This is a genomic window from Streptomyces sp. NPDC051218 (assembly GCF_044455475.1).
Lineage (GTDB): Bacteria > Actinomycetota > Actinomycetes > Streptomycetales > Streptomycetaceae > Streptomyces.
Genome location: NZ_JBITEU010000011.1, coordinates 89238 through 116179, shown reverse-complemented (window position 1 = coordinate 116179; position 26942 = coordinate 89238). Strand labels below are relative to the sequence as shown.

The window sequence follows — 26942 nt, the reverse complement described above, 5'->3', positions numbered from 1 at the left end:
CACGCTGACACGGCCGGGTGCTCCGTACACGGTGGATCAGCGGCAAATGGGGGCACCACCGATGTGTGACGTACGGGTGCGAGAGAATGGCGGCATGGAAATGCCGAGGAACGAAAGGTCGCCCGAGAGCCCCCAGGTCCTGGTCGTGGGCCAGGATGGAATGGCACTCGGCGGCGGCGGAGACGACGAATCCCGCGAGGTCCCGGTGACGGACATGGTCGAACAGCCGGCGAAGGTCATGCGCATCGGCAGCATGATCAAGCAGTTGCTCGAGGAGGTGCGGGCGGCACCTCTCGACGAGGCGAGCCGGGTGCGGCTCAAGGAGATCCACGCCAGTTCGGTCAAGGAGCTCGAGGACGGCCTCGCCCCCGAGCTCGTCGAGGAACTGGAGCGTCTCTCCCTCCCCTTCACCGACGACGGAGTACCCAGCGACGCCGAACTGCGCATCGCGCAGGCCCAGCTGGTGGGCTGGCTCGAAGGGCTCTTCCACGGGATTCAGACGGCCCTCTTCGCGCAGCAGATGGCGGCGCGGGCGCAGCTCGAATCGATGCGGCGCGCACTGCCGCCCGGAGTGGGCGGCGGCGAGGAGGAAGAGGACGGCGGCATCGCGGGGCGGACCGGAGGGCCTTACCTCTAGGCGGTGGCCAGGCAGTACCGATGAGACGTGAAGGGCCCGGTCACCTCGTGACCGGGCCCTTCACGTGATGTCTGCGCCACCGCGTCGGATCAGGCGGGGTTTCCCGTGGAGACGGTGAACTCGATGTCCACGTCGTCCGGGTCGACGTCAGATTCTTCCTTCGGGGACTGCTGCATGACCGTGTCCTCCCCGTAGGTGTTCTCGTCGATCGTGCGCTTGTCGTACTGCCAGCCGGCCGCCTGCAGGCACTTCTGCACGGACTTCCAGTCCCTGAACGTGAAGTCGGGGACCTTGATCTTGTTCTCGTCGTTGTACGCCGTATCGGGATCGGTGCACTCTTCGGTCTCGATCGTGTTGGAGCGGTCCGGACCCCGATGCCCCGCCACCGGCGCGTTCGACTCCTTCTCCTCCTTGCCACCCTTGCCGCCGTCGTCGCCGCTCAGCGACACCGCGGCGATCACACCGCCGATGGCGAGCAGCGCGACGACGATCGAGCCCACGACCACGGGCATGTTCCGCTTGCCGCCACCCGAGCCGGACCCGCCGCCCTGCACGGACGTCTGCGGGGGCTGCGGCGAGAGGGTGTACGGCGGCGGGGTCTGCGAGGCCTGGGGGGCGTACGCGTTCGTGGGCGCCGGGGTCTGGTAGCCGCCCTGCTGCGGGTAGCCGTAACCCGGCGTGGGGGCCGGCGTGGGCGGACCGTAAGGACCGGGCTGGTACGGCGTCTGGACGCCGCCCTGCTGCGGCAGCGAGGAGTCGACCGGCGGGAAGACCGCGGCGCCGACGCCCGCGCCGCTCGCCGTCTGGGCGCCCGGCACGATGCTCGGCGCGGCCGTCTGCAGGGACTGGGCGACGCGCAGGCACTCGTCGCGCATGGCCTCGGCGGTCGGGAAACGCTCGTTCGGGTTCTTCTTCAGCGCGCGGGCGACGATCGCGTCGACGGCGGGCGGCAGCGAGCGGTTGATCGAGGACGGAGCGACCGGCTCCTCCTGGACGTGCGCGTACGCGATGGCCAGCGGCGAATCCGCCTCGAAGGGCAGCCGTCCGGTGGTCAGCTGGAACAGCATGATGCCGACGGAGTAGAGGTCGGACCGGGCGTCGACGCCGCGGCCGAGCGCCTGCTCCGGCGAGAGGTACTGGGGGGTGCCGACGACCATGCCGGTCTGCGTCATGGAGGTGACGCCGGACTGCATGGCGCGGGCGATGCCGAAGTCCATGACCTTGACGACGTTGCGCTTCGTCATCATCACGTTGCCGGGCTTGATGTCGCGGTGGACCAGGCCCATCTCGTGGCTGATCTCCAGAGCGGCGAGCACATCGGCGGTGATCTTCAGCGCCTGGTCGGTCGGCATCGCGCCGAACTGGGTGACCGACGCGTCGAGCACGGAGCCGAGCGGCTTGCCCTCCACGTACTCCATGACGATGTATGGCATCGTCGTGCCGTCAAGATCGTCCTCGCCCGTGTCGAAGACCGAGACGATGTTCGTGTGCGTGAGCTTGGCCACCGACTGGGCCTCGCGGCGGAAGCGCTCGCGGAAGGACTGCTCGCGGCCGAGCTCGCTGTGCAGCGTCTTGATGGCGACCTGACGGTCGAGTACGGAGTCGTACGCCAGGTGAACGGAGGCCATGCCGCCTTCACCGAGAAGATCGCGCAGCTGGTACCGGCCACCGGCCAGCGAGCGCCCCGCATACCGTCCCTGTGCGCCGTCCTGGCTGCTCATGTCGTGCGTCCCCCATCGGCGCGGTGTGCCGGACGGCTCCGCGATCGGTGATCGATTCCCGCTATTCCTGGCCAAGTCTGCCCGAGGGCACCGACACGTCAAGCTCGATGCCCGTTCCGTGACCGTACGCGCAAGAAGCGTCTCGGAAGCGTTACAAGTTTGCGCGTGAGGGCACCCGGCGGGTTTGATGTCCGGTCCACCTCGAACCGCCGCGCCACGCGAAGGCTGTAGCGTGGCCCGGCGGGGTTCCCCCGGTACCACCGAGCACCACGACCAGAAACGACGGCGAGGACTGATGGCACAGACGCAGCGCGCTCAGGGCCCGTCCGACCCCGAGGCGAGTGGCGGCGGTATGTCAGACGCGCCGGAGTTGTGGGGTAACGGCGGCCTTGTGGGAGATGGCCGGTATCGGCTGACCCGCAGACTCGGCCGGGGCGGCATGGCCGAGGTGTTCGCGGCCGAGGACGTACGTCTGGGCCGTACGGTCGCCGTCAAGCTGCTCCGCTCCGACCTCGCGGAGGACCCGGTATCCAAGGCCCGCTTCACACGCGAGGCCCAGTCGGTCGCGGGGCTCAACCACCATGCGGTGGTGGCGGTCTACGACTCCGGTGAGGATGTCGTCGGGCCGAACGTCGTCCCGTACATCGTCATGGAGATCGTCGAGGGACGGACGATCCGCGATCTGCTGCTCAACGCGGAGGCGCCGGGTCCCGAGCAGGCCCTGATCATCGTCTCCGGGGTGCTCGAGGCGCTCGCGTACTCGCACCAGCACGGCATCGTGCACCGCGACATCAAGCCCGCGAACGTGATCATCACCAACACCGGCGCGGTCAAGGTGATGGACTTCGGCATCGCCCGTGCGCTGCACGGCGCCCAGTCGACGATGACCCAGACCGGCATGGTCATGGGTACGCCCCAGTACCTCTCCCCGGAGCAGGCGCTCGGCAAGGCCGTCGACCACCGTTCCGACCTGTACGCGACGGGCTGTCTGCTCTACGAACTTCTCGCCCTGCGCCCCCCGTTCACCGGTGAGACGCCGCTCTCCGTGGTCTACCAGCACGTCCAGGACATCCCGGTGCCGCCGTCCGAGACCTCGGACGCTGCGCCGCCGGAGCTGGACGGCCTGGTGATGCGTTCGCTCGCCAAGGACCCGGACGACCGGTTCCAGACCGCCGAGGAGATGCGCGGTCTGGTCCAGTACGGGCTGCAGATGCTGCATGAGCAGGGCAGCCACACCGGGACCTGGAACACCGGCCCCGTCGATGTCGCGGGCATGCACGAGGGCGGCAACACCCCGGCGATGGGCGTCGCGGGCACCGCGGCGATGCAGCACCCGGGCGACTCCGGCACCGCGCAGATCCCGGGCGCCATGCTGCGTCCTCCGGGCGGCGACGACGGCGGCTTCGACGGCAGCCACCGGGACGGCAACGGCCGGGGCGGCCGGGGCAAGGTGTGGATCCTCGCCGTGCTGGCGATCATCGCGATCGCGGTGGGTGTCGCGTACGCCCTGACGGCGGGCGACGGCAAGACGAAGGACAAGGACACCCCGACGAAGGCGCCGACGAAGCAGTCGGAGACGAAGAAGCCGAGCAAGAGTCCCGAAGAGGACACCTCCGAGGACGAGACGCTGCCCGGCGACGGCTCCGGCGGTCAGGGCAGCTACACGCCGGAGCAGCCGAACACCACCGGCCCGACGACGCCCACGACGCCGACCCAGAGCGAGCCGACGGACGACCCGACGGAGCCGACGGACGAGCCGACCGAGCCGACGGACGACCCGACCACGCCGACCGACGACCCCACCCCCACCGACGGTGGTGACGAGTCGCCGGTGACCGGCGGCCCGGAGGGCGGGGCCAACACCGGCGCCGAAGGCTGAGCCGAGGCGTACAGCCCGTAGTACAGGCCCGTCGTACGGGACCGTGAACGAGACGCACGCGCGCGTGGAGCCTGAAAAGGCCCCACGCGCGCGTGCGTCGTTCCAGCCGTCCCAGTCGTTCAGACGGTGCGCTGAAGCTGCTGCTGTCGCCCGCCGTGGAGGGTGTGCACGGTGGCCACCTGCGGCTCGATGCGCATGTAGACCGGGTCGTAGAGCTCGCCGTCCACGTAGTGCGGGCCCGAGCCGAAGAGTTCCAGTTCGGCGGTGGTCGGCTCGATGGCCTCGCACAGGCCGACGAACTGCACGGTCCACTGCCCGGTGCGCGCGGTCCCGGCGCTGAGGTTGTCCGCCCCGTAGGCGACGACACTGCCGATGCAGGCCTCGTGGTAGCCGTATCCCTTGTGCATGCGCAGCAGGATGCGGCCGTCCATGACGATGTGGCGGGCCGCGGCGAGGAAGGGCAGCGCGCGCATGCTGGTCGCGACCCGGCCGTAGGCGGTGCGGCCGAGCAGTTCGAAGGCGAGGCGTTCGTCCTGTTCCTGATCATCGGAGGGCATGCGTCCACCCTCTGGCACCGGCGGGCGGCCGGGGAAGGGGATCCCGCCCCTAGGGGACGGGGACGTAAGTCCCGTTCATGGTCACGAACCGTGCCGCCGGATGACGCGGCGTGTCAGTGCTGCTGTTCCGCCTGCATACGGGCCACGTACGCGGCCGCCTGGGAGCGTCGTTCCATGCCGAGCTTGGAGAGCAGGCTCGAGACGTAGTTCTTGATCGTCTTCTCGGCGAGATGCAGCCGTTCGCCGATCACCCGATTGGTCAGGCCCTCGCCGATCAGGTCCAGGATCTTGCGCTCCTGGTCCGTGAGGTTCGCCAGCCGGTCGTCGCCCTTGGGGGTGTTCCCGTCGCGCAGCCGCTCCAGGACGCGGGCCGTGGCGACGGGGTCGAGCAGGGACTTTCCCGCTGCCACGTCGCGTACGGCGGAGAGCAGTTCATTGCCGCGAATGGCTTTCAGGACATAGCCGGAAGCGCCCGCCATGATCGCGTCGAAGAGCGCCTCGTCGTCCGCGAACGAGGTGAGCATCAGGCATTTGATGTCCTCGTTCCGTGAACGGATCTCGCGGCACACCTCCACACCGCTGCCGTCCGGAAGCCGCACGTCGAGGACGGCCACGTCCGGCCGGGTCGCGGGGATCCTGACCAGGGCGTCCGCCGCTGTTCCCGCCTCTCCGACGACTTCGATGTCGGACTCCACGGAGAGCAGCTCATGGACTCCTCGCCGGACCACTTCATGGTCGTCGAGGAGAAATACCGTAATTTTTCCGTCTTCGCGCACGGTGTCAGTCTCACACACGATCTCTCGCAGTGCCCGAGCTGAACTCTTCCCGTCCATGGGGTGGCCGGGATAACGTGCCGGTGTTCCGGCCCCCTGCCAGGCTGTGATCAGTGCTGTGACCAGGAACTGTTCCCGACTTTCTGCATTTACTCGGAAATCCAAGCAGTCAGATACTTGGAAATCCAAGCAAATTCGCAGGTCAGATGGGGTTTCACAGAATTGGGAAGCACTGGGTAACGTGCATTGTGCAGGGCGCTCGCCGGGGCACCTGTCACGCCTGTTTCCCGGCCGAGTCGCACCCACCCCGTGCGCGGGCACGGATCAGGCGAGCCGCACTGGCTTACCCGGTAATCCCGGGGGCCGGACCGACGGAGGAGCACACGTGACCGTGGAGAGCACCGCCGCGCGCACACCGCGCCGCAGCAGTACCAGCGGCGGCAAGCGCGCCGGCGCCAAGAAGGCCGCGCCGAAGAAGAGCACGGAACCCCAGCTTGTCCAGCTGCTGACGCCTGAGGGCAAGCGGGTCAAGCACGCGGAGAACTCCGTGTACGACGCGTACGTCGCGGACATCACCGCCGACGAGCTGCGCGCCCTGTACCGCGACATGGTCCTCACCCGCCGCTTCGACGCCGAGGCCACCTCCCTGCAGCGCCAGGGTGAGCTGGGCCTGTGGGCGTCGCTGCTCGGCCAGGAAGCCGCCCAGATCGGCTCCGGCCGTGCCACGCGCGAGGACGACTACGTCTTCCCGACCTACCGCGAGCACGGCGTCGCCTGGTGCCGCGGGGTCGACCCGACCAATCTGCTCGGCATGTTCCGCGGCGTGAACCACGGCGGCTGGGACCCGAACACCAACAACTTCCACCTGTACACGATCGTCATCGGCTCGCAGACCCTGCACGCCACCGGTTACGCCATGGGCGTGGCCAAGGACGGCGCGGACTCGGCCGTGGTCGCGTACTTCGGTGACGGCGCCTCCAGCCAGGGCGACGTCGCAGAGGCGTTCACCTTCTCCGCGGTCTACAACGCTCCCGTCGTGTTCTTCTGCCAGAACAACCAGTGGGCGATCTCCGAGCCCACCGAGAAGCAGACCCGGGTGCCGCTCTACCAGCGCGCGCAGGGCTACGGCTTCCCGGGTGTGCGGGTCGACGGCAACGACGTCCTCGCCGTGCTCGCCGTCACCAAGTGGGCCCTGGAGAGGGCGCGTACGGGCGAGGGCCCGGCGCTCATCGAGGCGTTCACCTACCGCATGGGCGCGCACACCACGTCCGACGACCCGACCAAGTACCGCAACGACGACGAGCGTGAGGCCTGGGAGGCCAAGGACCCGATCCTGCGCCTGCGGACCTACCTCGAGACCGAAGGTCACGCGGATGAGGGATTTTTCGCGGAACTCGAGGCGGAGAGCGAAGCGTTGGGCAAGCGAGTGCGAGAGGTGGTGCGGGCGATGCCGGATCCGGATCTGATGGCGATCTTCGAGAACGCGTATGCGGACGGGCATGCGCTGGTCGACGAGGAGCGCGCGCAGTTCGCCGCGTACCAGGCGTCCTTCGCGGACGAAGGCGGTAAGTGACCATGGGCGTACAGAAGCTTCCCCTTGCCAAAGCGATCAACGAATCGCTGCGTACGGCGCTCGACACCGACCCCAAGGTCCTCATCATGGGCGAGGACGTCGGCAAGCTCGGCGGCGTCTTCCGGGTGACGGACGGGCTGCAGAAGGACTTCGGCGAGGACCGGGTCATCGACACCCCGCTCGCCGAGTCCGGCATCGTCGGCACGGCCATCGGCCTGGCCCTTCGGGGTTACCGCCCGGTGGTGGAGATCCAGTTCGACGGCTTCGTCTTCCCGGCGTACGACCAGATCGTCACGCAGCTCGCGAAGATGCACGCCCGCGCGCTCGGCAAGATCAAGATGCCGGTCGTCATCCGCATTCCGTACGGCGGTGGCATCGGCGCCGTCGAGCACCACAGCGAGTCGCCCGAGGCGCTGTTCGCGCACGTGGCGGGCCTCAAGGTCGTCTCGCCCTCGAACTCGTCGGACGCCTATTGGATGATGCAGCAGGCCATCCAGAGCGACGACCCGGTGATCTTCTTCGAGCCGAAGCGGCGTTACTGGGACAAGAGCGAGGTCGACACGGACGCCATCCCGGCGCCGCTGCACAAGGCCCGGGTCGCCCGCGAGGGCACCGACCTCACCCTCGCCGCGTACGGCCCCATGGTGAAGGTCTGTCTGGAGGCCGCCGCGGCCGCCGCCGAAGAGGGCAAGTCCCTTGAGGTCGTGGACCTGCGCTCCATGTCGCCGATGGACTTCGACACCGTGCAGACCTCGGTCGAGAAGACGCGGCGGCTCGTCGTGGTCCATGAGGCCCCGGTCTTCCTGGGGACGGGTGCGGAGATCGCGGCGCGCATCACCGAGCGCTGCTTCTACCACCTCGAAGCTCCCGTTCTGCGGGTCGGCGGCTTCCACGCGCCGTATCCGCCGGCGCGGTTGGAAGAGGAGTACCTGCCGGGCCTCGACCGGGTGCTCGACACTGTCGACCGCTCGCTGGCGTACTGAGGGAGAGGGTCGTGACGACGATGACAGACGCTGCGCTGGCCGAGTTCAAGATGCCCGACGTGGGCGAGGGGCTCACCGAGGCGGAGATCCTCAAGTGGTTCGTGGCGCCCGGCGACACGGTCACCGACGGGCAGGTGGTGTGCGAGGTCGAGACGGCCAAGGCCGCCGTCGAGTTGCCCATCCCGTTCAACGGTGTCGTGAGTGAGCTGCGCTTCCCGGAGGGCACCACGGTCGATGTCGGCCAGGTGATCATCTCGGTGGACGTCTCCGGCGCAGGCGCGTCTGCCGCGCCCGCGGAGGCCGCCGCTCCGGAGCAGCCCGCCGCCCCGGTGGAGCAGCCCGCCGCCCCTGAGCCCGAGCAGGAGGCCGCTCCCCAGGGCCGCCAGCCCGTGCTCGTCGGATACGGGGTCGCCGAGTCCTCGACGAAGCGCCGCGCGCGCAAGGCAGCTTCGGAGCAGGCCGATGCTGCCGGGACGTACTACGCGGCGGCGGTCCAGGCCGAGTTGAACGGCTCGGGCACGGCTGACGCCGCCGCCCCCGCCCTCGTCGGTGACCGCCCGCTGGCCAAGCCGCCGGTGCGAAAGCTCGCCAAGGATCTGGGAGTTGACCTCGCGACCATCGTCCCGTCCGGGGCCGACGGGATCATCACGCGCGAGGACGTGCACGCGGCGGCGGCTCCCGCAGCCGCCCCGGCCGCCACGGCACCCGCCGCCCCGCAGCCGGCAGCCGCCGAAGCCCCCGCTCCCGGGACCGCCACCGAAGCCCCCGCCCCCGCGGCCGACGCCGGCGCCCGGGAGACCCGTATCCCCGTCAAGGGCGTCCGCAAGGCGATCGCCCAGGCGATGGTCGGCTCCGCCTTCACGGCGCCGCATGTCACGGAGTTCGTGACGGTGGACGTGACGCGGACGATGAAGCTCGTGGAGGAGCTGAAGCAGGACAAGGCCTTCGCGGGCCTGCGCGTCAATCCGCTGCTGCTCATCTCCAAGGCGCTGCTCGTGGCGATCCGGCGCAATCCGGACGTCAACGCGGCCTGGGACGAGGCGAATCAGGAGATCGTCCGGAAGCACTACGTGAATCTGGGCATCGCCGCCGCGACGCCGCGCGGCCTGGTCGTCCCGAACATCAAGGACGCCCACGCCAAGACGCTGCCGGAACTGGCCGGGTCCCTCGGTGAGTTGGTGTCCACGGCGCGCGAGGGCAAGACATCGCCGGCCGCGATGCAGGGCGGCACGGTCACCATCACGAACGTCGGTGTCTTCGGCGTCGACACCGGTACGCCGATCCTGAACCCCGGCGAGTCCGCGATCCTCGCGCTCGGCACGATCAAGCTCCAGCCCTGGGTCCACAAGGGCAAGGTCAAGCCGCGTCAGGTGACGACGCTCGCGCTCTCCTTCGACCACCGCCTGGTCGACGGCGAGCTCGGCTCCAAGGTCCTCGCCGACGTGGCGGCGATCCTGGAGCAGCCCAAGCGGCTCATCACCTGGGCGTAGCGACACGTAGCGCACGTAGCGACACGCGCGAGCGACGCGACGGGGCCCCGCCACACACTGTGGCGGGGCCCCGTCGGCGTACCGCGCGGGCCTGCGCGCGGGATTATGCGGAGCTACTTCTTGAAGCCGTAGTCCATCAGCTTCTTCGCGTCCTTCGTGCGGTTGGTCGACGAGGTCGAGGTGAGGACCGTGCCGATGACCGTCTTGCCGTTCCGGGTCGCGGCGAAGACCAGGCAGTACTTGGCCTGCGGTCCTGAGCCGGTCTTCACGCCGATCGTGCCGCTGTAGCTGCCGAGGAGGTTGTTCGTGTTCGACCACGACATGTAGCGGTAGCCGCCGCTCTTCGTGGTGACCTTCTGCTTCGTCGACTTCGTCTTCACGACCGTACGGAACGTGGAGCTCTTCATCGCGCTGCTGGCGAGCTTCGTCAGGTCGCGCGGCGTCGAGTAGTTGCCCGCGCCGCCGATGCCGTCGAACGAGTCGAAGTGGGTGTTCGTCAGGCCGAGGCTCCTGGCCTGGGCGTTCATCTTGCCGATGAACGACTTCACGCGTGCGGAGCGGGTGGAGCCCTTGCCGAACTTGTCCGCGAGCGCGTACGCCGCGTCGCAGCCGGACGGCAGCATCAGGCCGTACAGGAGCTGGCGGACGGTGACCTTGTCGCCGACGATCAGCCGGGCGGACGAGGCGGTGTTCCTGACGATGTAGTCGCTGTAGGCCTTCTCGATCTTGACCTTGGAGTTGAGGTTGAGGTTCGCCTGTGAGAGGACCACCTTCGCCGTCATGATCTTCGTGGTCGAGCCGGTGGAACGGCGGGTGTCCGCGGACTTGGTGAAGAGCGTCTTGCCCGTGCCGTTGTTCATCACGAAGCCACCCTTGGCGGCGATGGACGGCTTCGGCAGCGCGGCCGCCTGGGCCGGCGTCGTGAGGGCCCCGCCCGCGATGACGGCACCCGCGGTGACGATAACGGCCGATGCACGGCGAATGCCCTTAATGGGGGTTTTCAAGTTCAATGCTCCAAATGCCCCTGGAATGCGGCCACATGAGGGTGCCGCTCGACAGGTAAGACACTCCAGGGAAGCAAATGGATGCACGGTGGCGGGGGTGATGTCCGGATCGTGAAATGGACGACCTCATGAGTACGTGTTGTATCTATGCTGTGCGCATGCCTGTCGCACCCGCCTCGTCCCCCTCCCGGACCCCTGCTCGAACGCTGAAGCAGCCACCCGCCGCGGAGCGGGTGTACGCGCACGTCAAGAAGGGTGTGCTCGACCGTCGGTACGAGGGCGGCACGCTGCTCACCGAGGGCGAGCTCGCCGAGGCCGTCGGGGTGTCCCGCACCCCGGTGCGCGAGGCCCTCCTGAAGCTGGAGGTGGAGGGGCTCCTGCGGCTCTACCCGAAGAAGGGTGCGCTGGTCCTGCCGGTGTCCGTGCAGGAGATCACCGACGTCGTCGAGACGCGGCTACTGGTGGAGACCCACTCGGTGCGCAAGGCGGTGCCCGCGCCGCGGGGTCTCATCGCCCGCCTCGAAGAACTGCTGGCCCAGCAGCGGGAGCAGGCCGCCGCGGGGGATCTCTCCGCCGCCGCCGTGACCGACCGGTGCTTCCACGCGGAGATCGTGCGAAGCGGCGGCAACGAGATCCTCGCCCGCCTCTACGACCAGCTCCGTGACCGGCAGTTGCGGATGGGGGTCGCCGTGATGCACTCCCACCCCGACCGGATCGCCAAGACCCTTGCCGAGCACAAGGAGATCCTCGACGCGTTGCGCGCCGGGGACGCGGACGGGGCGGTCTCCGTGGTCACCCGGCACGTCGGGTGGTTCCAGAACCTGGCCAGGGGCGAAGTCCGATGAGCGCGACCTCCGCCCCGGTCTCCCTCCCCGGCGATCCCCCCGGCGGCAGGAAGGCCATGCTCGTCTGGGGCATCGGCGTCGCCGTCTACTTCGTCGCCGTCATCTTCCGGACCTCGCTCGGCGTCGCCGGACTCGACGCCGCCGACCGGTTCCACGTCAACGCATCCGCGCTCTCGACCTTCTCGATCCTCCAGCTGCTCGTCTACGCGGGCATGCAGATACCCGTCGGCCTGATGGTCGACCGGCTCGGCACCAAGCGCGTGCTGACCATCGGCGTCGTGCTCTTCACGCTCGGACAGCTCGGCTTCGCCTTCTCGCCCTCCTACGGGATGGCGCTCGCGTCCCGCGCGCTGCTCGGCTGCGGTGACGCGCTGACCTTCATCAGCGTGCTGCGCCTTGGCACCCGCTGGTTCCCCGCCCGCCGCGGCCCACTGGTCGCCCAGCTCGCGGGCCTGGTCGGCATGGCGGGCAACCTCGTCTCCACCCTCGTCCTCGCCCGGCTGCTGCACTCCGTCGGCTGGACCGCGGCCTTCGCCGGCAGCGCGCTCTGCGGCGTCGTCGTCCTCGTACTGATGACGCTGTTCCTCAAGGACCACCCCGAGGGGCACGCGCCGGAGCCCGCGCGGCACACCGGTGGGGCCTTCGTGCGCAAGCAGATCGCCCTGAGCTGGCGCGAGCCCGGCACCCGGCTCGGCCTGTGGGTGCACTTCACCACGCAGTTCCCCGCGATGGTGTTCCTGCTCCTGTGGGGCCTGCCGTTCCTCGTCGAGGCGCAGGGACTCACGCGCGGGACGGCCGGGGCGCTGCTCACCCTCGTCGTGCTCTCCAACATGATGGTGGGCCTGGTCTACGGCCAGATCGTCGCCCGCCACCACGCGGCCCGCACGCCGCTGGCCATCGGCACCGTCGCGGCGACGGCCGTGATGTGGGCGGTCACGATCCACTACCCCGGCGACCACGCCCCGATGGGGCTGCTCATCGCGCTCTGCGTCGTGCTCGGCTCCTGCGGCCCCGCATCCATGATCGGCTTCGACTTCGCGCGGCCCGCGAATCCGCCGGAGCGCCAGGGCACCGCGTCCGGCATCGTGAACATGGGTGGCTTCGTCGCCTCCATGACGACGCTGCTCGCGATCGGCGTCCTCCTCGACGCGACCGGCGACAACTACCGGATCGCCTTCTCCGCCGTCTTCGTCCTCGAAGCGGTCGGCCTCAGCCAGATCCTGCGGCTGCGCACGCGCGCGGTGCGTCGGGAGAAGGAGCGGCTCGTCGCCAGCCGCGTGGAGGCCGTGCACGTGCCCGTCTGAACCAAGGGCCTGGGGCTACGGCGTGACCGCGAACTCGCGCAGGATCGCCTCGCCCAGGCCGTGATCGCCCTCGACCTTGATCCGGTCGGCGACCGAGGCGTACGCAACGCGGCCGCACGCCAGGCGGAAGTACGTCTCCCAGTCCAGGCTCAGCGTGGCGAGCGGGCCGAGGGAGGGGGCGCCGTCGACCGTGGCGTGGCCCTCGGCGTCGACACGGACCGTGCGCAGGAACTCGACGGGGCCGCTCACGTCGAAGACGACCGCCGAATTCGCCGGTGCCGCGGCCTTCTTGGCGACGACCTTGGGCAGCCCCTGCAGCAGGAGGTCCCGCGCCACGAGCGCTCCCTGGGAGTCCAGATTGCCGGGCTTCCGCAGCGTCGTGCGCAGATCCTGCTCATGCACCCAGACGTCGAACGCCCGCATCCGCGTGGCCAGTTCGAGGGTCTGCTCGGTGCCGAGCGGGCCGCGGATCTTGTGGGAGGGGTCACGCGACTCGTTCCGCAGCTGCCGCGAGCGGCGGATGATCGTGTACTCCAGCTCGGAGGTCATCTCGGGCGCGGTGTGGTGGCGCCGGACGTCGACCTGCACCTCCATGTAGCGCTGGCCCTCGGTCTGTACGTGGTACAGGTCGCGGGGCAGGGTGTGGATGGGGCGCGGGTCGCCCAGCATCTCGCAGTCCAGGCCTATGACATGGGAGACGACATCCCGGACCGACCAGCCGGGGCAGGGCGTGGCCCAGTTCCACTCTCCCTCGGCGAGCGGTGACACCAGCTCGGATATGGCTGATACGGATTGGGTCCAGGCGTCGGCGTAGGTTTGCAGGCTGGGATGGAGACTCACGGGACCCCTCGACGGTCGTACGCGGGCGGTGGGTGTCTGAGACGTTAAGTTACGCTGCCCGCAGGCACCCCGGCAGTGCTTTCGTGTGACGATCGTAGGCCTGCATTGACGGCTCGAATGCCAGGACGGTGGTAGTGTGCGCGCCTCCCTCATCCAGATCGCCGTAGACGAGGGCGAATCGGTCAATTCCCGCCGGGTGCGGGTCTCTTCACTGGTACGTGAGGTAGCGGAGCGTGAGCGGCCGGATCTCGTCGTTCTCCCCGAACTGTGGACAACGGGCGCATTCGCGTACGAGTCGTTCGCGGACGAGGCGGAGCCGCTCGAGGGGCCCACGTACGAGGCAATGGCCAAGACCGCGCGTGACGCGGGCGTCTGGCTGCACGGGGGGTCGATTCCGGAGCGGGACGCCTCGGGAGACCTCTACAACACCTCGCTCGTCTTCTCGCCCGAGGGCGAACTGGCCGCCTCGTACCGGAAGATCCACCGCTTCGGCTTCGACAAGGGCGAGGCCGTCCTGATGGGGGCGGGCAGCGAGCTGGTGACGGTGCGGACGCCCGACACGGTGATCGGGCTCGCCACGTGCTACGACCTCCGCTTCCCCGAAATGTTCCGTGGGCTCGTCGACGCGGGCGCCGAGATGTTCGTCGTCCCCGCGGGCTGGCCCGCGCGGCGGCGTGAACACTGGACGCTGCTCGCACGGGCGCGAGCGGTCGAGGACCAGGTGTACGTCCTCGCGTGCGGCACGGGCGGTACGCACGCCGGGGTTCCCCAGGCCGGGCACAGCATCGTCGTCGACCCGTGGGGCGCGGTGCTGGCCGAGGCGGGGGACGGCGAGGAGACCCTCACCGTCGAGCTCGACCCGGCGAAGGTCGCGGCCACGCGCGAGCAGTTCCCCGCGCTGAAGGACCGCCTCCTCGGGCTGGACGCTCCCCGGCGCTGACGGCGCGCCGGCCCCGCTCAGTCGTCGTCGCCCCGCTCCTTCTCGGCCAGGCGGATCACGCAGACCGCGACGGCGAGCAGGAGGGACGCGTCGGCGTCGTCCCGGACGATCTGCAAGCCGTACGTGTCGCGGACCCGGAACCAGCGGCGGGAGATGTCGGCCAGGAGCTCGCCGTCGTACTCGATGGCGAACTCGCGGTCCAGGATCTTGCCGCTCACGTCGAGCTCGGTGCCGTCGACCAGGTCCACGCGGTAGTGGTTGCGCAGCAGCGAGAGCCGTTTGCGCTTGACCGTGGCCAGCGCCTCGCCGTCCCGCTCGATCACCATCGTGTCGCGCAGCGAGAGCATCTTGGCGTGGATGTCGATGAGGACGCGGCCCTCCATATCCTTGAGCTCGAAGGTCTCGCGCAGGCGCATCGCCTTGCCGTCGACGAGGAAGACCTTCTGACCCTGGTCGTCCTCGATCCAGTAGTCGTCACCGATGCCGAGCAGCCGGTCGCGTACGAGAAGTTTCATGGGGCGATGCCTACCCCGTGGCGGGCATGACACAGCCGGCCCGTGCCACTCGGGGGAAAGTGGGACACAGACCGGCTGTGGATCAGGGGAGGACGCGCAGTCTTTACGACGTGGCGTCGTCGTCACGGCGTGGTGTCGTCGTTACGACGTGGCGTCCTCGGTTGCGGGCGACGCGAGCGGTACGAGCGGTGGTGCGCATGGCGGTGACTCCCCCGTGAGCGGCGGTCGTTCGGGCTTGCTCCGCTGAGCCTGCCGCCCGCCGCTGGCGTTCCGCTAACACCTGGCTAATGGATCGTCAGCGCCGGCCCGGGGTCACGTGGAGGAGTCGGGGACGGACCGCCGCAGCTCCTCGGGGCGGGGCCGACGGAGCGTCGTGGTCACCGGCGCGTCCAGGGCGCGGGCGAACAGCCGCACCAGGTCGGGCAGGACGTAGCGTCCCGCCCCCTCTTCCCGGATCAGATGGACCGCGGCGAGACGGTCGAGGCCTTGGCGTGCGGTGGACACGTTCGTGCCCGCGAGCGCCGCCGCCGCGGGTGCGTCGACCTCCGGAGCGGCGGACCGGGTGAGCGAGGAGAGCAACCAGGCGTCGCTGCCGGGGAGTTGCGCCACCGACGTACGCAGGGCGGCCGCGACGCCGGTGTCCTCGGCGGAGAGCAGGGCCAGCCTCTGCTCCTCGTCGGCGAGTTCCGCGGCGAGCCCGGCCACGGTCCGCCGGGGGCGCCCGATGAGCCTGGCGGCGGCGATGCGCAGGGCGAGCGGGAGGCCGTCGCAGAGGCGGGCGACCTGGCGTACGTCCTCGGGGTCGGCGGCGTCGGCGCTCTGCCCCAGGGCGCGCAGGAACACTTCGGCGCCGTCGCTCTCGCTGAGCGGGTCGATGTGCACCGGGCGGGCGCAGTCGGAAGCGACGAGGCCGTCGAGACGGACGCGGCTGGTGATGAGGGTGGTGCAGCGGGTCGCGCCGGGCAGGAGGGGGCGGACCTGGGCGGAGTCGTGGGCGTTGTCGAGTACGACGAGGAGACGCCGCTCGGCGAGGAGCGAGCGGTACAGCGCCGACGCCGGTTCGATGCCGGCCGGCACGTCCTGCGACCGCACGCCCAGGGCGATGAGGAACTCGCGCAGGATGCGTTCGGGGTGGGCGGGGGCGCCGCCGCTGAAGCCGCGGAGGTCGGCGAAGAGGTGCCCCTCGGGGTGGAGGGCCGTGTGCTGGTGCGCCCAGTGCAGGGCGAGGGCGGTCTTTCCCACGCCCGCAGCGCCGGTGAGGACGACGATGGGCGCTTCCGTCTCCTCGGCGAGTACGGCTTCCAGGGCAGCGAGTTGTTCCCTGCGGGCGGCGAAGGCGCGGGGCGCTCGCGGTAGGAGGCGGGGGATCGTGGGGCCGTCCGCGGGTGCGGAGGCGGGGGCGTCGGGAGCGCCGGGTGCTGCGGGCGAGGCGGGTGTGGTGGACGTGGCGAGGGTGGCGTTCTGGCCTTCGGTGCCCTGGCCTTCGGCCCCCTGCGTCGAGGTCCGCGCCTGCGCCTGCCCGCCGCCGGACTCGCGGCTCTGCCCGGCCGGGGAGGCTTCCGCTCGCTGTGGGGGACGGCTTCCCCCGGCGGCTCCGGCGGTTCCGGCGGAGGCCGCAGGGCCTCCGATCCCCGAGGGCGTCGCGGCCGTCGCAGGAGCCGCCTTCGCGCCGCTCAGGCCCAGGTCGTACCGCCCCCGGCGCCGCGGCGGAGGAGCGCCCAGCGTCGGGTGGACCCCGGTGTCGGGCTCACCGGCGAGGATCTCCTCGTACGCCCGGCGCAGCTTCTTGCCGGGGTCCACGCCGAGCTCCTCGGCGAGGAGCTCCCGCGTCCGGTTGAAGTACTCCAGTGCCTCGGACTGCCGGCCGCACCGCTGCAGCGCCCGCATCAGGGCCGCCACCAGGCTTTCCCGCAGCGGGTGCTGGACCGACTCCGCGGTCAGCAGGCCCACGGCCTGCCCGTGCGAGCCGAGGCGTCCGTACGCGTCGGCGAGCTGCTCGACGGTGACGAGGCGGCTCTCCTCCAGGCTCCGCGCGGCGGCCAGCATCGGCTCCGTGGCGACGGTGCCGGTCAGCGCGGGCCCGTTCCACAGCGCGAGCGCCTCCCGCAGCATCAGGGCCGCGTCCGAAGGCTCCTTCTGCCGTCCGGCGAGTTTGACGAGGTCCTCGAAACGGCTGACATCGAGCAGGGATTCGGGGAGCTGGAGGGCGTACGCGCCGCCCTGCGTGGCGAGTTCCACGCCGTACGCGTCCAGGCCCGCCTCGACGAGCAGGGCGCGCAGCCGGGAGATGTGCCCCTGGATGACGGTGCGTGCGTGCAGCGGCGGTTCGCCGTCCCAGAGGGTCTCGGTCAGGGCGTCCACGGAGACCGGGGTGCCCGCCCGCAGCAGCAGCGCGGCCAGCAGACTACGGCGCTTGGCGGGGCCCAGGGGGACCGCTCCGCTGCCTCCGGCGACGCTCACCGGTCCGAGCAGCTGGAACTCCACCTGGCCTCAACTCCTCTGTCGCGCCTGCGCCTCGCGCGTCGGATCACGCTTCGAACAAGGCCCAAGAGTATCGCCGGGCCCGGCGGCCATGGAGGCGGCTGCCGGGCCCGGCGACGAGGAGTGGCTGAAACGCCCCCCGCGAGAGGGAGCGGACGTCAGTAGCGGTGGTGGTGGTCGTCTTCCGTCTCGACCACCGTCGCGCCCGGCGGCACGACCGTCTTGCGGCGCGCGTTGGTGAACGCGGCGACACCGATCACGCCCACAGCCATCATGATCAGACCGGTGACGGTGAGGTTGATGCCTTCCATCTCCCAGTCGGTGGCGAACGCGAGGATGGCGCCCGCGGCGATCAGAATGATGCATCCGCCCAGGCCCATGAGGACCGCCTCCCTAAGTCGTGGCAGGGCAATCGGGTACCCGGACCTCGCGAGGTCACACGGAGAAGCGGAAATCGGCGTTCAGTTCACGGAACTCGCCCTTCGTTCGCGGAACTCAGCCTTCCAGGAAGGCCACCAGGGCGTTGGCGAGCAGGTGAGGGTCGTCCGCGCCGCACAGCTCGCGCACGCTGTGCATGGAGAGGATCGCGACGCCGATGTCGACGGTCTTGATGCCGTGCCGTGCCGCGGTGATCGGCCCGATCGTCGTGCCGCAGGGCATGGCGTTGTTCGAGACGAAGCTCTGGAAGGGCACCCCGGCCTTCTCGCACGCGGCGGCGAACACGGCCCGTCCGGCGCCGTCCGTGGCGTACCGGTTGTTGACGTTGACCTTGAGGATCGGGCCGCCGTTGGCGCGCGGGTGGTGCGTCGGGTCGTGCCGCTCGGCGTAGTTGGGGTGCACGGCGTGGCCCGTGTCGGAGGAGAGGCAGACGGTGCCGGCGAAGGCGCGGGCCTTGTCCTCGTACGTGCCGCCGCGGGCGAACACGGACCGCTCCAGGACGCTGCCGAGCAGCGGGCCGTCGGCGCCGGTGTCGGACTGGGAGCCGTTCTCCTCGTGGTCGAAGGCGGCGAGCACCGGGATGTACGGCAGGGCGTCGGCGTCGTCCCCGGTGGCGACCGCGGCGAGCGCCGCCGTACAGGCGTGCACGGAGAGGAGGTTGTCCATCCGCGGGCCCGCGATGAGGTCGCGGTCACGGCCGAGGTAGGAGGGCGCCTCGATGGGGTGCGTCATCAGGTCCCAGCCGGTGATGTCGCCGGGGTCGAGCCCCGCCTCCTCCTCCAGGAACTGGATGAGGTCGCCCTCGTGCACGTCGTCGCCGAGGCCCCAGATGGGCTGCATGTGCTTCTGCTTGTCGAGCTTGAGGCCTTCGGTGACGACTCCGCGGTCCATGTGGATCGCCAGCTGCGGGACGCGCAGCAGGGCCCGGTCGATGTTCACGAGGCGCGTGGTGCCGTCCCGCAGCGAGAGCCTGCCGGCGAGGCCGAGGTCGCGGTCGAGCCAGGAGTTGAGCAGCGGGCCGCCGTAGATCTCGACGGCGACCTGCCGCCAGCCGTGCGCGCCCGTGTCCGGCTTCGGCTTGACGCGGAGGTTCGGGGAGTCGGTGTGGGCGCCGACGATGCGGTACGGGGCGTGCGCGGGGGCGCCTTCGGGGACGTACCAGGCGATGATTGCGCCGCCGCGCAGCACGTACTTCCCGCCGGTTGCCCCGTCCCAGGCGTCGGTCTCCTCGACCTGCCGGAAACCGGCCTTCTCCAGCCGCTCCGCGGCGGAGGCCACCGCGTGGTACGGCGAGGGGCTTGCCGCCAGGAAGGTCAGGAGGTCGTCGGAGTGGCCGCGGTCGAAGCGGGCGGGGGTGCTCATGGCTTCCAGCCTAGCTAGGGGGCACCCCCTGGCGCGGGGCGCCTTTTCCGGGAGTTTCCGTACCGGATCTGCCCGTATCCCGGGCCGGGGTACCGCGCTCGGCGCCGTTCCTCCAGCCTCGCGGCCTGAACCGCCGCCTCGCGCCGTTCCTCCCGCCCCGGCCGGCCGCGGCCACCTGGCCCGGCGCTCCGCACCGGATCTCTCCCACCCACCCACCCGATCACCCGGCGTCCTGCCGGTTGCCCGCCGGTGACCTGCGGCGCCGTCGTCACTAGGCCGGGCGCTCCGCGCCGGATCTCTCCCACCCACCCACCCGATCACCCGGCGTCCTGCCGGTTGCCCGCCGGTGACCTGCGGCGCCGTCGTCACCTGGCCGGGCGCTCCGCGCCGGATGTTTCCAGCCCATCCGCCAGATCACTCGGCATCCTGGCCGCTGGCCGTCTTGGGAGCGGTGCCGCTGGCGAAGGGCGGTCAGCCTAGGGCGCGGGGTGATCGGGTGGGTGGGGGAGATCCGGGAACCGGCGCGCAGCGGCGCCCCAGCAGGGGAGCGAGAGCGGAGTGGCCCGCCCCCCGAAGCGGGAGCGGGCCACCCTCGAAGTGAGGCCGTGAGGCTAGAACGCTGCCTCGTCCAGTTCCATCAGGCCCAGGTCGACGCCCTCGGCCAGCTTCCGCTCGGCGGAGACGCCCGGCAGGACGTTCGCGGCGAAGAACTTGGCCGCGGCGATCTTGCCCTCGTAGAAGGCCACATCCTTAGCAGACACAGCCCTGGCGGAAGCCGTGCCCGACTCCAGCTTCTCGGCGGCGACCGCCGCGCCCCGCAGGAGGAGGTAGCCGACGACGACGTCGCCGGAGACCATCAGGAGGCGGGTCGTGTTGAGGCCGACCTTGTAGATGGACTTGACGTCGGACTCCGTGGCCGCGAGGTCCGTCAGCATGACGCCGACGATGGCCTCCAGATCGACCGCGGCCTTGGCCAGCTCCTCGCGGGCCCCGGCCAGCGTGTCACCGCCCGTACCGACCGCGAGGAACTTCTTGATCTCCTCGGCGAGGCCGTTCAGCGCGGCACCCTGGTTGCGGACGATCTTCCGGAAGAAGTAGTCCTGGCCCTGGATCGCCGTCGTGCCCTCGTAGAGGGTGTCGATCTTGGCGTCACGGATGTACTGCTCGATGGGGTACTCCTGGAGGTACCCCGAGCCGCCGAACGTCTGGAGCGACTGCGCCAGCTGCTCGTACGACTTCTCCGAGCCGTAGCCCTTGACGATGGGCAGCAGGAGGTCGTTCAGGGCGATCAGCGCCGACGCGTCCTCGCCCGCCGCCTCCTTGACCTGGATGTCGTCCTGGACGGCCGCGGTGTGCAGGACCAGGGCGCGCATGCCCTCCGCGTACGCCTTCTGCGTCATGAGGGAGCGGCGGACATCGGGGTGGTGGGTGATCGTCACCTTGGGCGCCGTCTTGTCCATGAACTGGGCCAGGTCCGGGCCCTGCACGCGCTCCTTGGCGTACTCCAGGGCGTTCAGGTAACCCGTCGAGAGCGTCGCGATGGCCTTCGTGCCGACCATCATGCGGGCGAACTCGATGATCATGAACATCTGGCGGATGCCGTCGTGTTTGTCGCCGATCAGCCAGCCCTTGGCGGGGTGCTGGTCGCCGAACGTCATCTCGCACGTGTTGGACGCCTTGAGGCCCATCTTGTGCTCGACGTTCGTCGCGTACACGCCGTTGCGCTCGCCGAGCTCGCCGGTCTCCCAGTCGAACTCGTACTTCGGGACGAGGAAGAGCGAGAGGCCCTTCGTGCCGGGGCCGTGGCCCTCGGGGCGGGCGAGGACGTAGTGGAGGATGTTCTCCGACATGTCGTGCTCACCGGACGTGATGAAGCGCTTCACGCCCTCGATGTGCCAGGAGCCGTCCTCCTGCAGAGTCGCCTTGGTGCGGCCGGCGCCGACGTCCGAACCGGCGTCCGGCTCGGTCAGGACCATCGTCGAGCCCCACTGCTTCTCGACGGCGATCGCGGCGATCTTCTTCTGCGCGTCGTTGCCCTCGTCGTGCAGGATGCCCGCGAACGCGGGGCCCGAGGAGTACATCCAGACGGCCGGGTTGGCGCCGAGGAGCAGCTCCGCGTAGCCCCAGATCAGGGAGCGGGGCGCGGTCGTGCCGCCGATGCCCTCGGGCAGGCCGAGGCGCCAGTACTCGGAGTCCATGAAGGCCTGGTAGCTCTTCTTGAAGGACGCCGGTACGGGAGCGGTGTTGGTGGCCGGGTCGAAGACCGGCGGGTTGCGGTCGGCGTCCTCGAAGGACTCGGCCAGCTCGTTCTCGGCGAGGCGGCGCAGCTCCTCGAGGATGCTCTTCGCGGTGTCGACGTCCATCTCGGCGAACGGGCCGGTGCCGTACAGCTTGTCGCGGCCGAGCACCTCGAAGAGGTTGAACTCGATGTCGCGGAGATTCGACTTGTAGTGCCCCATGGCGACGGCTCCGTAAGCAGAAAGGGATCAACAGGATCTGTACCAGCAAGTAGCTACGATGATGCTACCCGCCAGTAATAAGAAGCAACCCCTAATAGGGCATCTGTGACTCAGTCCTCGTGCGGGCTCAGTAGTCTTGCGGGCATGTACGGCTACGACCAGAGCCCAGGCGCCCAGCAGCAGTACGCCCCGCCCGGGGCACAGCCGCCGCCGCAGCAGATGCCGGGCGGCGCGCAAGGGTACGCACAGCAGCCTCCGCTCTACCCCGAGCCGTCGCCCCCGTCCCTGGCGGACGCGGTGCGCGCCTTCACCACGGGCTCGATGTCCGCCGAGGACTTCCAGCAGGCCTTCGCCACCTCGAAGGTCTACTGCCCGCGCGGCGACAACCCCGGCTTCCTCGCCCTGCACAACACCCAGCAGCCGGTCATCCCGATGTTCACCTCCCTCAAGGAGCTGCGCCGGTACGCGGGCAAGGAGTCCAAGTACTTCGTGATCACGGGCGCGGAGGTCATCGACCTCCTCCCCACCGGCTACGGCTTCGTCCTGGACATGGAGGGCGAGCACCGCATGGTCTTCGACGCGAAGGCCGTCGAACAGATGGTCGACTTCGCGATGCGAAGGATGTATGGCTAGACGCCATTGCTGCGCAGACGGCTAGCCGCCGCCCGCGACATCAAGCCACCCGGAACGCCCGGAGGGAATTCCCTCCGGGCGTTCCGCGTTCCCGGTGGCAAGAAGTTCTACGTTCAACTAAAGTGGACGTACGAAGAAGGAGGCACCGACATGCCCGCTGTGACCGTCGAGAACCCGCTGACCCTGCCCCGTGTGGCCGCGTCCGGCGACGCCGTGGCCCGCCCCGTGCTCGCCGTGACGACCGCGCCGAGCGGCTTCGAGGGCGAGGGCTTCCCGGTGCGCCGGGCCTTCGCGGGGATCAACTACAAGTACCTCGACCCGTTCATCATGATGGACCAGATGGGTGAGGTGGAGTACGGCGCCGGGGAGCCGAAGGGCACCCCCTGGCACCCCCACCGCGGCTTCGAGACGGTCACGTACCTGATCGACGGGACCTTCGTGCACCAGGACTCGAACGGTGGCGGCGGCACCATCCAGAACGGCGACACCCAGTGGATGACCGCAGGCAGCGGCCTCCTGCACATCGAGGCGCCGCCGGAGTCCCTCGTCCAGTCCGGCGGCCTCTTCCACGGCCTCCAGCTGTGGGTGAACCTGCCCGCGCGGGACAAGATGATGGACCCCCGCTACCAGGACATCCGCGGCGGCCACGTGCAGCTGCTGACCTCCCCCGACGGCGGCGCGCTCCTGCGCGTCATCGCCGGTGAGCTCGACGGACACCAGGGCCCCGGCATCACGCACACGCCGATCACGATGATCCACGCGACGGTGCGCCCCGGCGCGGAGGTCACCCTGCCCTGGCGCGAGGACTTCAACGGCCTCGCGTACGTCCTCGCCGGGCGCGGCACGGTCGGTGCCGAGCGCCGCCCGGTGCACATGGGCCAGACGGCCGTCTTCGGGGCGGGCTCATCGCTGACCGTCCGCGCGGACGAGAAGCAGGACGGGAACACCCCCGACCTGGAGGTCGTGCTGCTCGGCGGACAGCCGATCCGGGAGCCGATGGCGCACTACGGACCGTTCGTGATGAACAGTCAGGCCGAGCTCCAGCAGGCCTTCGAGGACTTCCAGAAGGGCCTGCTCGGCACGGTCCCCGCCGTGCACGGCATGTAGCCGCGCATAAGGTGCGGCGCCGCCCGCGCCATGCTCGGGTAGGAGGGTGAGCACCCTTCTGCCCGAGCCCGTACGCCGCGCCGCCGCCTGGTGCGTCGTCCTCCTGCTCGTCGCCGGCGTGGCCGCCGTGGCGATCTGGCTCTTCGTCACCTTCAAGACGGCCGTCACCCCGGTGCTGCTCGCGCTCCTCGGCACGGCACTCCTCGGGCCCGTCTACCGCTGGCTCCTGAAGATGAAGGTGCAGCGGTCGCTGGCCGCCGGGCTGACCTGCGCGGTCATCGTCGCGGTCGTCGGCGGCGCCATGTACATCGTGGTCAAGGCCCTGGTCGACACAGGTGACCAGATCGTCGCCTCCCTGAAGCAGGCCGCGGCCGACCTCACCGAACACTTCGGTGCGGCGGGGACCTCCCTGGACGACATGGCGTCCAACGCCAAGGAGCTGCTCGGCAAGTTCGGCGGCTCGGCCGCGTCCGGGGTGATCAGCGGGCTCAGCGTCGTCGGCGAGATGATCGCGATGGCCGTTCTCGCGCTGCTGCTCGTCTTCTTCTTCCTGCGCGACTCCGAGCGGGCCCTTGGCTCCATGCGCTCGCTCGCGCCGCGCGGCCGTGCCGACACCGTCGAGGCGATGGGCAGGCGCGCCTTCGAGGCCGTCGAGGGGTTCATGCGCGGCACCACGTTCATCGCGCTGATCGACGCCATCTGCATCACCGCAGGGCTGCTGATCCTGCGGGTGCCGGGGGCGTGGGGGCTCGGCGCGCTCGTGTTCATCGGCGCCTACATCCCCTACCTCGGCGCGTTCATCTCCGGCGCGGTCGCCGTCCTCGTGGCGCTCGCCGACCGGGGCTTCGTCATCGCCTTGTGGGCGCTGGGTGTCGTACTCGCCGTGCAGGTCCTGGAGGGGCACGTGCTCCAGCCGGTGATCCAGTCGCGGACCGTGCAGATGCATCCGGCGGTCGTCATGCTGGCGATCGCCGCGGGGGCGTCCGTGGCGGGGATCTTGGGGATGCTGCTCGCGGTGCCGGTGACGGCTGCGGTCTTCGGGGTGATCTCCGAGCTGCGGGAACGCAATGCGGCGGGGGATGTCGCGGGGGAATCAAGCACGTCCGGCGTCTGAGGACGAACTCGGCGGAGCCGGTGAGCGACGGTGCCCGGAGCTTCGGGCGCCGTCGCTCACTCGCCCGCGCTCCCCTCGTACAGCTCGAACCAGATGCTCTTGCCCTCGCCCCTGGGGTCCACCCCCCACTCGTCGGCGAGCAGCTCCATCAGGACCAACCCCCGCCCTGACGAGGCCAGTTCACCGGGGTGGCGCATGTGCGGCAGGTCGTCGCTGCTGTCGGAGACCTCGGCCCGCAGGCGGCGCGAGCCCGGCTCCCCGATGACCTCGGCGACAAGGAGCGCGTCGCCGTCCGTGTGCACCAGTACGTTCGTGATCATCTCGGAGACCATCAGGACCGCCGAGTCGACCTGATCGGCGACGGCCCAGTCGTGCAGCAGCTCCCGCACATGGCGCCGCGCCCCCGCGATGCGCTCCGGCTCGGCCTGCGCGACGGTGAGGACGGTGCGGCGGGCGGGCGTGCGATGGGCGGGATGGCCGGCCCTGCGCAGCAGCAGGACCGCTATGTCGTCCTCGCGGCGGTCCACGAGCGGCCCCGTGTTCTGGTGCGACGAGGGCCCGTGCACGGCCTGCACGAGGGTGTCGGCGAGCTCTTCGAGGCCGTCGTCGTCGCCGTCGCCACCGCCGCCGTCCTCCTCCAGGATCTTGCGGATCCGCTTCCAGCCGCTGTCCAGGTCGTGGCCACCGGTCTCGATGAGGCCGTCCGTGCAGACAAGCATCGTCTCGCCCGGCTCCAGGACGAGGCGGGTCGTGGGGTAGTCCGCGTCCGGGTCGATGCCCAGCGGCAGGCCGCCCGCCGTGGGGCGCAGCAGGACCGTGCCGTCGCTCATCCGTATCGCGGGCTCCGGGTGGCCCGCGCGGGCGATCTCCAGGACGCCGGTGGCCGGGTCGGCCTCCACGTAGAGGCAGGTCGCGAAGCGCGGGTCGGTGGGGTCGGTCGCGTCGTCATCGGAGGCGCCGTCCGAGCCCACCACGATGCCGTCCGTGATCCCCGACAGGAAACGGGTGGCCCGGGAGAGCACGGCGTCCGGCCGGTGGCCCTCGGACGCGTACGCGCGCAGGGCGATCCGCAGCTGCCCCATGAGCCCGGCCGCACGCACGTCGTGCCCCTGCACGTCACCGATGACGAAGGCGATGCGGCCGTTGGGCAGCGGAATCATGTCGTACCAGTCGCCGCCCACCTGGAGCCCGCCACCGGTCGGCACATACCGCGCGGCCACGTTCATCCCCGGGATGCGCGGCCCGAGCAGCGGCAGCATCGAGCGCTGCAGGCCCTCCGTCAGCTCCCGCTCCGACTCGGCGACCCCGGCCCGCGACAGGGCCTGGGCCAGCATCCGGGCCACCGTCGTCAGGACGGAGCGCTCGTCCGGCGTGAACGAGACGGGGTAGGCGAAGGCCGCAAGCCACGCGCCCATCGTGCGGCCCGCGACGGTCAGCGGCAGGAACGCCCAGGACTGCCGGTCGAAGGGCTGGGCCAGCGGCCAGGTCGCGGGGTAGCGGCGGTGGTACTCCTCGGGCGAGGAGAGGTAGACCGCGCGGCCCGTGCGGACCACCTCGGCGGCCGGGTAGTCCGTGTCCAGGGTCATCGCCGAGAAGGGCAGGTCGTCCCCCGGCTGGTGCCCGTAATGCCCGATGACCTTGAGCCGGTCGCCCTCGACCCCGAAGACACCGAGCCCGTCCGGCGAGAACCCCGGCATGGAGAGCCCGCTGGCGACGCGGAGCACCTCCTCCGTCGACCGCGCCTCGGCGAGCGCGCGCCCCGCGTCGAGCAGGAACGCCTCGCGGGAGCGCCGCCAGTCGCCGGTGACCGGGCTGCGGGCGGCGGCGCCCGGCGGTGGCTCGGTGACCTCCTGCAGGGTGCCGATGAGCTCGTACGTGTGCGTGGCCGCGTCCACGACTGGCTTGGAGCGGCTGCGCACCATGCGCACCACCCGGCCCTGGTCGTCCATGATCCGCAGCCGGGCCTCGGCGAGGGTGCCCTCGGCGACGGCGAGCTGGACGATGCCGTCGATCTCGTTCCAGTCAACCGGGTGGAAGCGGGAGCGCACGCCCGCCTCGGTGAGCGTCTGGGTGTGCGGGGGAAGCCCGAGGAGCCGGGCCGCCTCCGCGTCGAGGGTGACGGTGCCGGCCGCGTTGTCCCAGCGCCACAGGCCGGTGGCGATGGCCGCCAGGACGTCCCCTACGGGAGGCAGGGGTTCGTCCCCCGCCTGCTGCAAGGGATCGTCGGTGCGCATTGACCCACTTTAGGAAGATCGGTGGACAAGTCGCCACCGCCGGGGGTGGCGAT

General features: G+C 70.3%; 22 protein-coding genes. 11 read left to right on the top strand and 11 right to left on the bottom strand.

All coding sequences use genetic code 11. The features are described from left to right. The first annotated feature begins 94 nt into the window (after positions 1-94). A complete protein-coding gene (locus ACIBCK_RS30675) occupies positions 95-637 on the top strand; it encodes a bacterial proteasome activator family protein (protein WP_249588835.1) in 543 nt (180 codons plus the stop codon). Positions 638-726: 89 nt separating this feature from the next. Here the strand turns inward: ACIBCK_RS30675 and ACIBCK_RS30670 are convergent, their stop codons facing one another. Further along, positions 727-2358, bottom strand: a complete 1632-nt coding sequence (locus ACIBCK_RS30670; RefSeq protein WP_399395521.1) for a protein kinase — start codon at positions 2356-2358, stop codon at positions 727-729. A gap of 295 nt (positions 2359-2653) precedes the next feature. On the opposite strand from ACIBCK_RS30670, the gene ACIBCK_RS30665 reads away from it, so the two are divergent. Then, positions 2654-4237 carry a protein kinase gene (locus ACIBCK_RS30665; RefSeq protein ID WP_399395520.1) on the top strand — a complete coding sequence of 528 codons (1584 nt, stop codon included), beginning with the start codon at positions 2654-2656 and terminating at the stop codon, positions 4235-4237. 119 nt (positions 4238-4356) lie between these two features. On the opposite strand, the gene ACIBCK_RS30660 is transcribed toward ACIBCK_RS30665, so the two are convergent. Together ACIBCK_RS30660 and ACIBCK_RS30655 are read right to left on the bottom strand one after the other, a co-directional pair. Then, positions 4357-4794, bottom strand: a complete 438-nt coding sequence (locus tag ACIBCK_RS30660) for a pyridoxamine 5'-phosphate oxidase family protein (protein WP_399395518.1) — start codon at positions 4792-4794, stop codon at positions 4357-4359. 113 nt (positions 4795-4907) lie between these two features. Further along, positions 4908-5570, bottom strand: coding sequence for a response regulator (locus ACIBCK_RS30655; protein WP_371528153.1), 663 nt, complete (start codon positions 5568-5570; stop codon positions 4908-4910). 382 nt (positions 5571-5952) lie between these two features. Between ACIBCK_RS30655 and pdhA the strand changes: the two genes are divergently transcribed. From pdhA to ACIBCK_RS30640, 3 genes are read left to right on the top strand one after another with little or no spacing between them, the layout of a single operon-like run. Continuing rightward, the gene (gene pdhA, locus ACIBCK_RS30650; RefSeq protein WP_399395516.1) at positions 5953-7140 is read left to right on the top strand and encodes a pyruvate dehydrogenase (acetyl-transferring) E1 component subunit alpha; all 1188 of its coding nucleotides are present in this window, start codon (positions 5953-5955) and stop codon (positions 7138-7140) included. A 2-nt stretch (positions 7141-7142) separates the two neighbouring features. Beyond that, complete coding sequence (locus tag ACIBCK_RS30645) at positions 7143-8123, top strand: alpha-ketoacid dehydrogenase subunit beta (RefSeq protein WP_399395514.1); 981 nt, start codon at positions 7143-7145, stop codon at positions 8121-8123. An 11-nt stretch (positions 8124-8134) separates the two neighbouring features. Next, positions 8135-9613: a dihydrolipoamide acetyltransferase family protein gene (locus ACIBCK_RS30640; protein ID WP_399395512.1), complete on the top strand. Its 1479-nt coding sequence runs from the start codon at positions 8135-8137 to the stop codon at positions 9611-9613. A gap of 113 nt (positions 9614-9726) precedes the next feature. Here ACIBCK_RS30640 and ACIBCK_RS30635 read toward each other — a convergent pair whose 3' ends face one another. Then, entirely contained in the window at positions 9727-10617 is an 891-nt protein-coding gene (locus ACIBCK_RS30635; RefSeq protein ID WP_399395510.1) for a D-alanyl-D-alanine carboxypeptidase family protein, read from the bottom strand. 158 nt (positions 10618-10775) lie between these two features. Between ACIBCK_RS30635 and ACIBCK_RS30630 the strand changes: the two genes are divergently transcribed. Together ACIBCK_RS30630 and ACIBCK_RS30625 are read left to right on the top strand one after the other, a co-directional pair. Further along, a complete protein-coding gene (locus ACIBCK_RS30630; protein ID WP_399395509.1) occupies positions 10776-11462 on the top strand; it encodes a GntR family transcriptional regulator in 687 nt (228 codons plus the stop codon). Further along, positions 11459-12766, top strand: a complete 1308-nt coding sequence (locus ACIBCK_RS30625) for a nitrate/nitrite transporter (RefSeq protein ID WP_399395507.1) — start codon at positions 11459-11461, stop codon at positions 12764-12766. Before ACIBCK_RS30630 ends, ACIBCK_RS30625 begins: the two co-directional genes overlap by 4 nt. Positions 12767-12781: 15 nt before the next feature. On the opposite strand, the gene ACIBCK_RS30620 is transcribed toward ACIBCK_RS30625, so the two are convergent. After that, positions 12782-13606, bottom strand: a complete 825-nt coding sequence (locus ACIBCK_RS30620; protein WP_399395505.1) for a maleylpyruvate isomerase family mycothiol-dependent enzyme — start codon at positions 13604-13606, stop codon at positions 12782-12784. 136 nt (positions 13607-13742) lie between these two features. On the opposite strand from ACIBCK_RS30620, the gene ACIBCK_RS30615 reads away from it, so the two are divergent. Further along, complete coding sequence (locus tag ACIBCK_RS30615) at positions 13743-14546, top strand: carbon-nitrogen family hydrolase (protein ID WP_399395503.1); 804 nt, start codon at positions 13743-13745, stop codon at positions 14544-14546. A gap of 17 nt (positions 14547-14563) precedes the next feature. On the opposite strand, the gene ACIBCK_RS30610 is transcribed toward ACIBCK_RS30615, so the two are convergent. The 5 genes from ACIBCK_RS30610 to ACIBCK_RS30590 form a co-directional block, all read right to left on the bottom strand. After that, a complete protein-coding gene (locus ACIBCK_RS30610; RefSeq protein WP_399395501.1) occupies positions 14564-15061 on the bottom strand; it encodes an LURP-one-related/scramblase family protein in 498 nt (165 codons plus the stop codon). 312 nt (positions 15062-15373) lie between these two features. Beyond that, positions 15374-17545, bottom strand: a complete 2172-nt coding sequence (locus ACIBCK_RS30605) for a BTAD domain-containing putative transcriptional regulator (protein WP_399395500.1) — start codon at positions 17543-17545, stop codon at positions 15374-15376. Between the two features lie 155 nt (positions 17546-17700). After that, on the bottom strand, positions 17701-17922 hold the full coding sequence (locus tag ACIBCK_RS30600) for a DUF6458 family protein (RefSeq protein WP_367043799.1): 222 nt from the start codon (positions 17920-17922) through the stop codon (positions 17701-17703). 115 nt (positions 17923-18037) lie between these two features. Then, a complete protein-coding gene (locus ACIBCK_RS30595) occupies positions 18038-19342 on the bottom strand; it encodes a M18 family aminopeptidase (RefSeq protein WP_399395498.1) in 1305 nt (434 codons plus the stop codon). 611 nt (positions 19343-19953) lie between these two features. After that, positions 19954-21801, bottom strand: a complete 1848-nt coding sequence (locus tag ACIBCK_RS30590; RefSeq protein WP_399395496.1) for an acyl-CoA dehydrogenase — start codon at positions 21799-21801, stop codon at positions 19954-19956. A gap of 144 nt (positions 21802-21945) precedes the next feature. Between ACIBCK_RS30590 and ACIBCK_RS30585 the strand changes: the two genes are divergently transcribed. The 3 genes from ACIBCK_RS30585 (at position 21946) to ACIBCK_RS30575 (ending at position 24655) form a co-directional block, all read left to right on the top strand. Next, entirely contained in the window at positions 21946-22434 is a 489-nt protein-coding gene (locus tag ACIBCK_RS30585; RefSeq protein ID WP_363210398.1) for an SseB family protein, read from the top strand. A gap of 150 nt (positions 22435-22584) precedes the next feature. Continuing rightward, positions 22585-23541: a pirin family protein gene (locus tag ACIBCK_RS30580; RefSeq protein WP_399395495.1), complete on the top strand. Its 957-nt coding sequence runs from the start codon at positions 22585-22587 to the stop codon at positions 23539-23541. Positions 23542-23587: 46 nt separating this feature from the next. After that, positions 23588-24655, top strand: coding sequence for an AI-2E family transporter (locus ACIBCK_RS30575; protein ID WP_399395493.1), 1068 nt, complete (start codon positions 23588-23590; stop codon positions 24653-24655). A gap of 56 nt (positions 24656-24711) precedes the next feature. Here the strand turns inward: ACIBCK_RS30575 and ACIBCK_RS30570 are convergent, their stop codons facing one another. Then, positions 24712-26889: a SpoIIE family protein phosphatase gene (locus tag ACIBCK_RS30570; protein ID WP_399395491.1), complete on the bottom strand. Its 2178-nt coding sequence runs from the start codon at positions 26887-26889 to the stop codon at positions 24712-24714. Positions 26890-26942: the final 53 nt, after the last annotated feature.

What these genes read in the sequence shown, in the direction of transcription:
- ACIBCK_RS30675 (WP_249588835.1), top strand. Translation starts at nt 95, where the DNA reads ATGGAAATGCCGAGGAACGAAAGGTCGCCCGAGAGCCCCCAGGTCCTG.
- ACIBCK_RS30670 (WP_399395521.1), bottom strand. Translation starts at nt 2,358, where the DNA reads ATGAGCAGCCAGGACGGCGCACAGGGACGGTATGCGGGGCGCTCGCTG.
- ACIBCK_RS30665 (WP_399395520.1), top strand. Translation starts at nt 2,654, where the DNA reads ATGGCACAGACGCAGCGCGCTCAGGGCCCGTCCGACCCCGAGGCGAGT.
- ACIBCK_RS30660 (WP_399395518.1), bottom strand. Translation starts at nt 4,794, where the DNA reads ATGCCCTCCGATGATCAGGAACAGGACGAACGCCTCGCCTTCGAACTG.
- ACIBCK_RS30645 (WP_399395514.1), top strand. Translation starts at nt 7,143, where the DNA reads ATGGGCGTACAGAAGCTTCCCCTTGCCAAAGCGATCAACGAATCGCTG.
- ACIBCK_RS30630 (WP_399395509.1), top strand. Translation starts at nt 10,776, where the DNA reads ATGCCTGTCGCACCCGCCTCGTCCCCCTCCCGGACCCCTGCTCGAACG.
- ACIBCK_RS30625 (WP_399395507.1), top strand. Translation starts at nt 11,459, where the DNA reads ATGAGCGCGACCTCCGCCCCGGTCTCCCTCCCCGGCGATCCCCCCGGC.
- ACIBCK_RS30610 (WP_399395501.1), bottom strand. Translation starts at nt 15,061, where the DNA reads ATGAAACTTCTCGTACGCGACCGGCTGCTCGGCATCGGTGACGACTAC.
- ACIBCK_RS30600 (WP_367043799.1), bottom strand. Translation starts at nt 17,922, where the DNA reads ATGGGCCTGGGCGGATGCATCATTCTGATCGCCGCGGGCGCCATCCTC.
- ACIBCK_RS30595 (WP_399395498.1), bottom strand. Translation starts at nt 19,342, where the DNA reads ATGAGCACCCCCGCCCGCTTCGACCGCGGCCACTCCGACGACCTCCTG.
- ACIBCK_RS30590 (WP_399395496.1), bottom strand. Translation starts at nt 21,801, where the DNA reads ATGGGGCACTACAAGTCGAATCTCCGCGACATCGAGTTCAACCTCTTC.
- ACIBCK_RS30585 (WP_363210398.1), top strand. Translation starts at nt 21,946, where the DNA reads ATGTACGGCTACGACCAGAGCCCAGGCGCCCAGCAGCAGTACGCCCCG.
- ACIBCK_RS30580 (WP_399395495.1), top strand. Translation starts at nt 22,585, where the DNA reads ATGCCCGCTGTGACCGTCGAGAACCCGCTGACCCTGCCCCGTGTGGCC.
- ACIBCK_RS30570 (WP_399395491.1), bottom strand. Translation starts at nt 26,889, where the DNA reads ATGCGCACCGACGATCCCTTGCAGCAGGCGGGGGACGAACCCCTGCCT.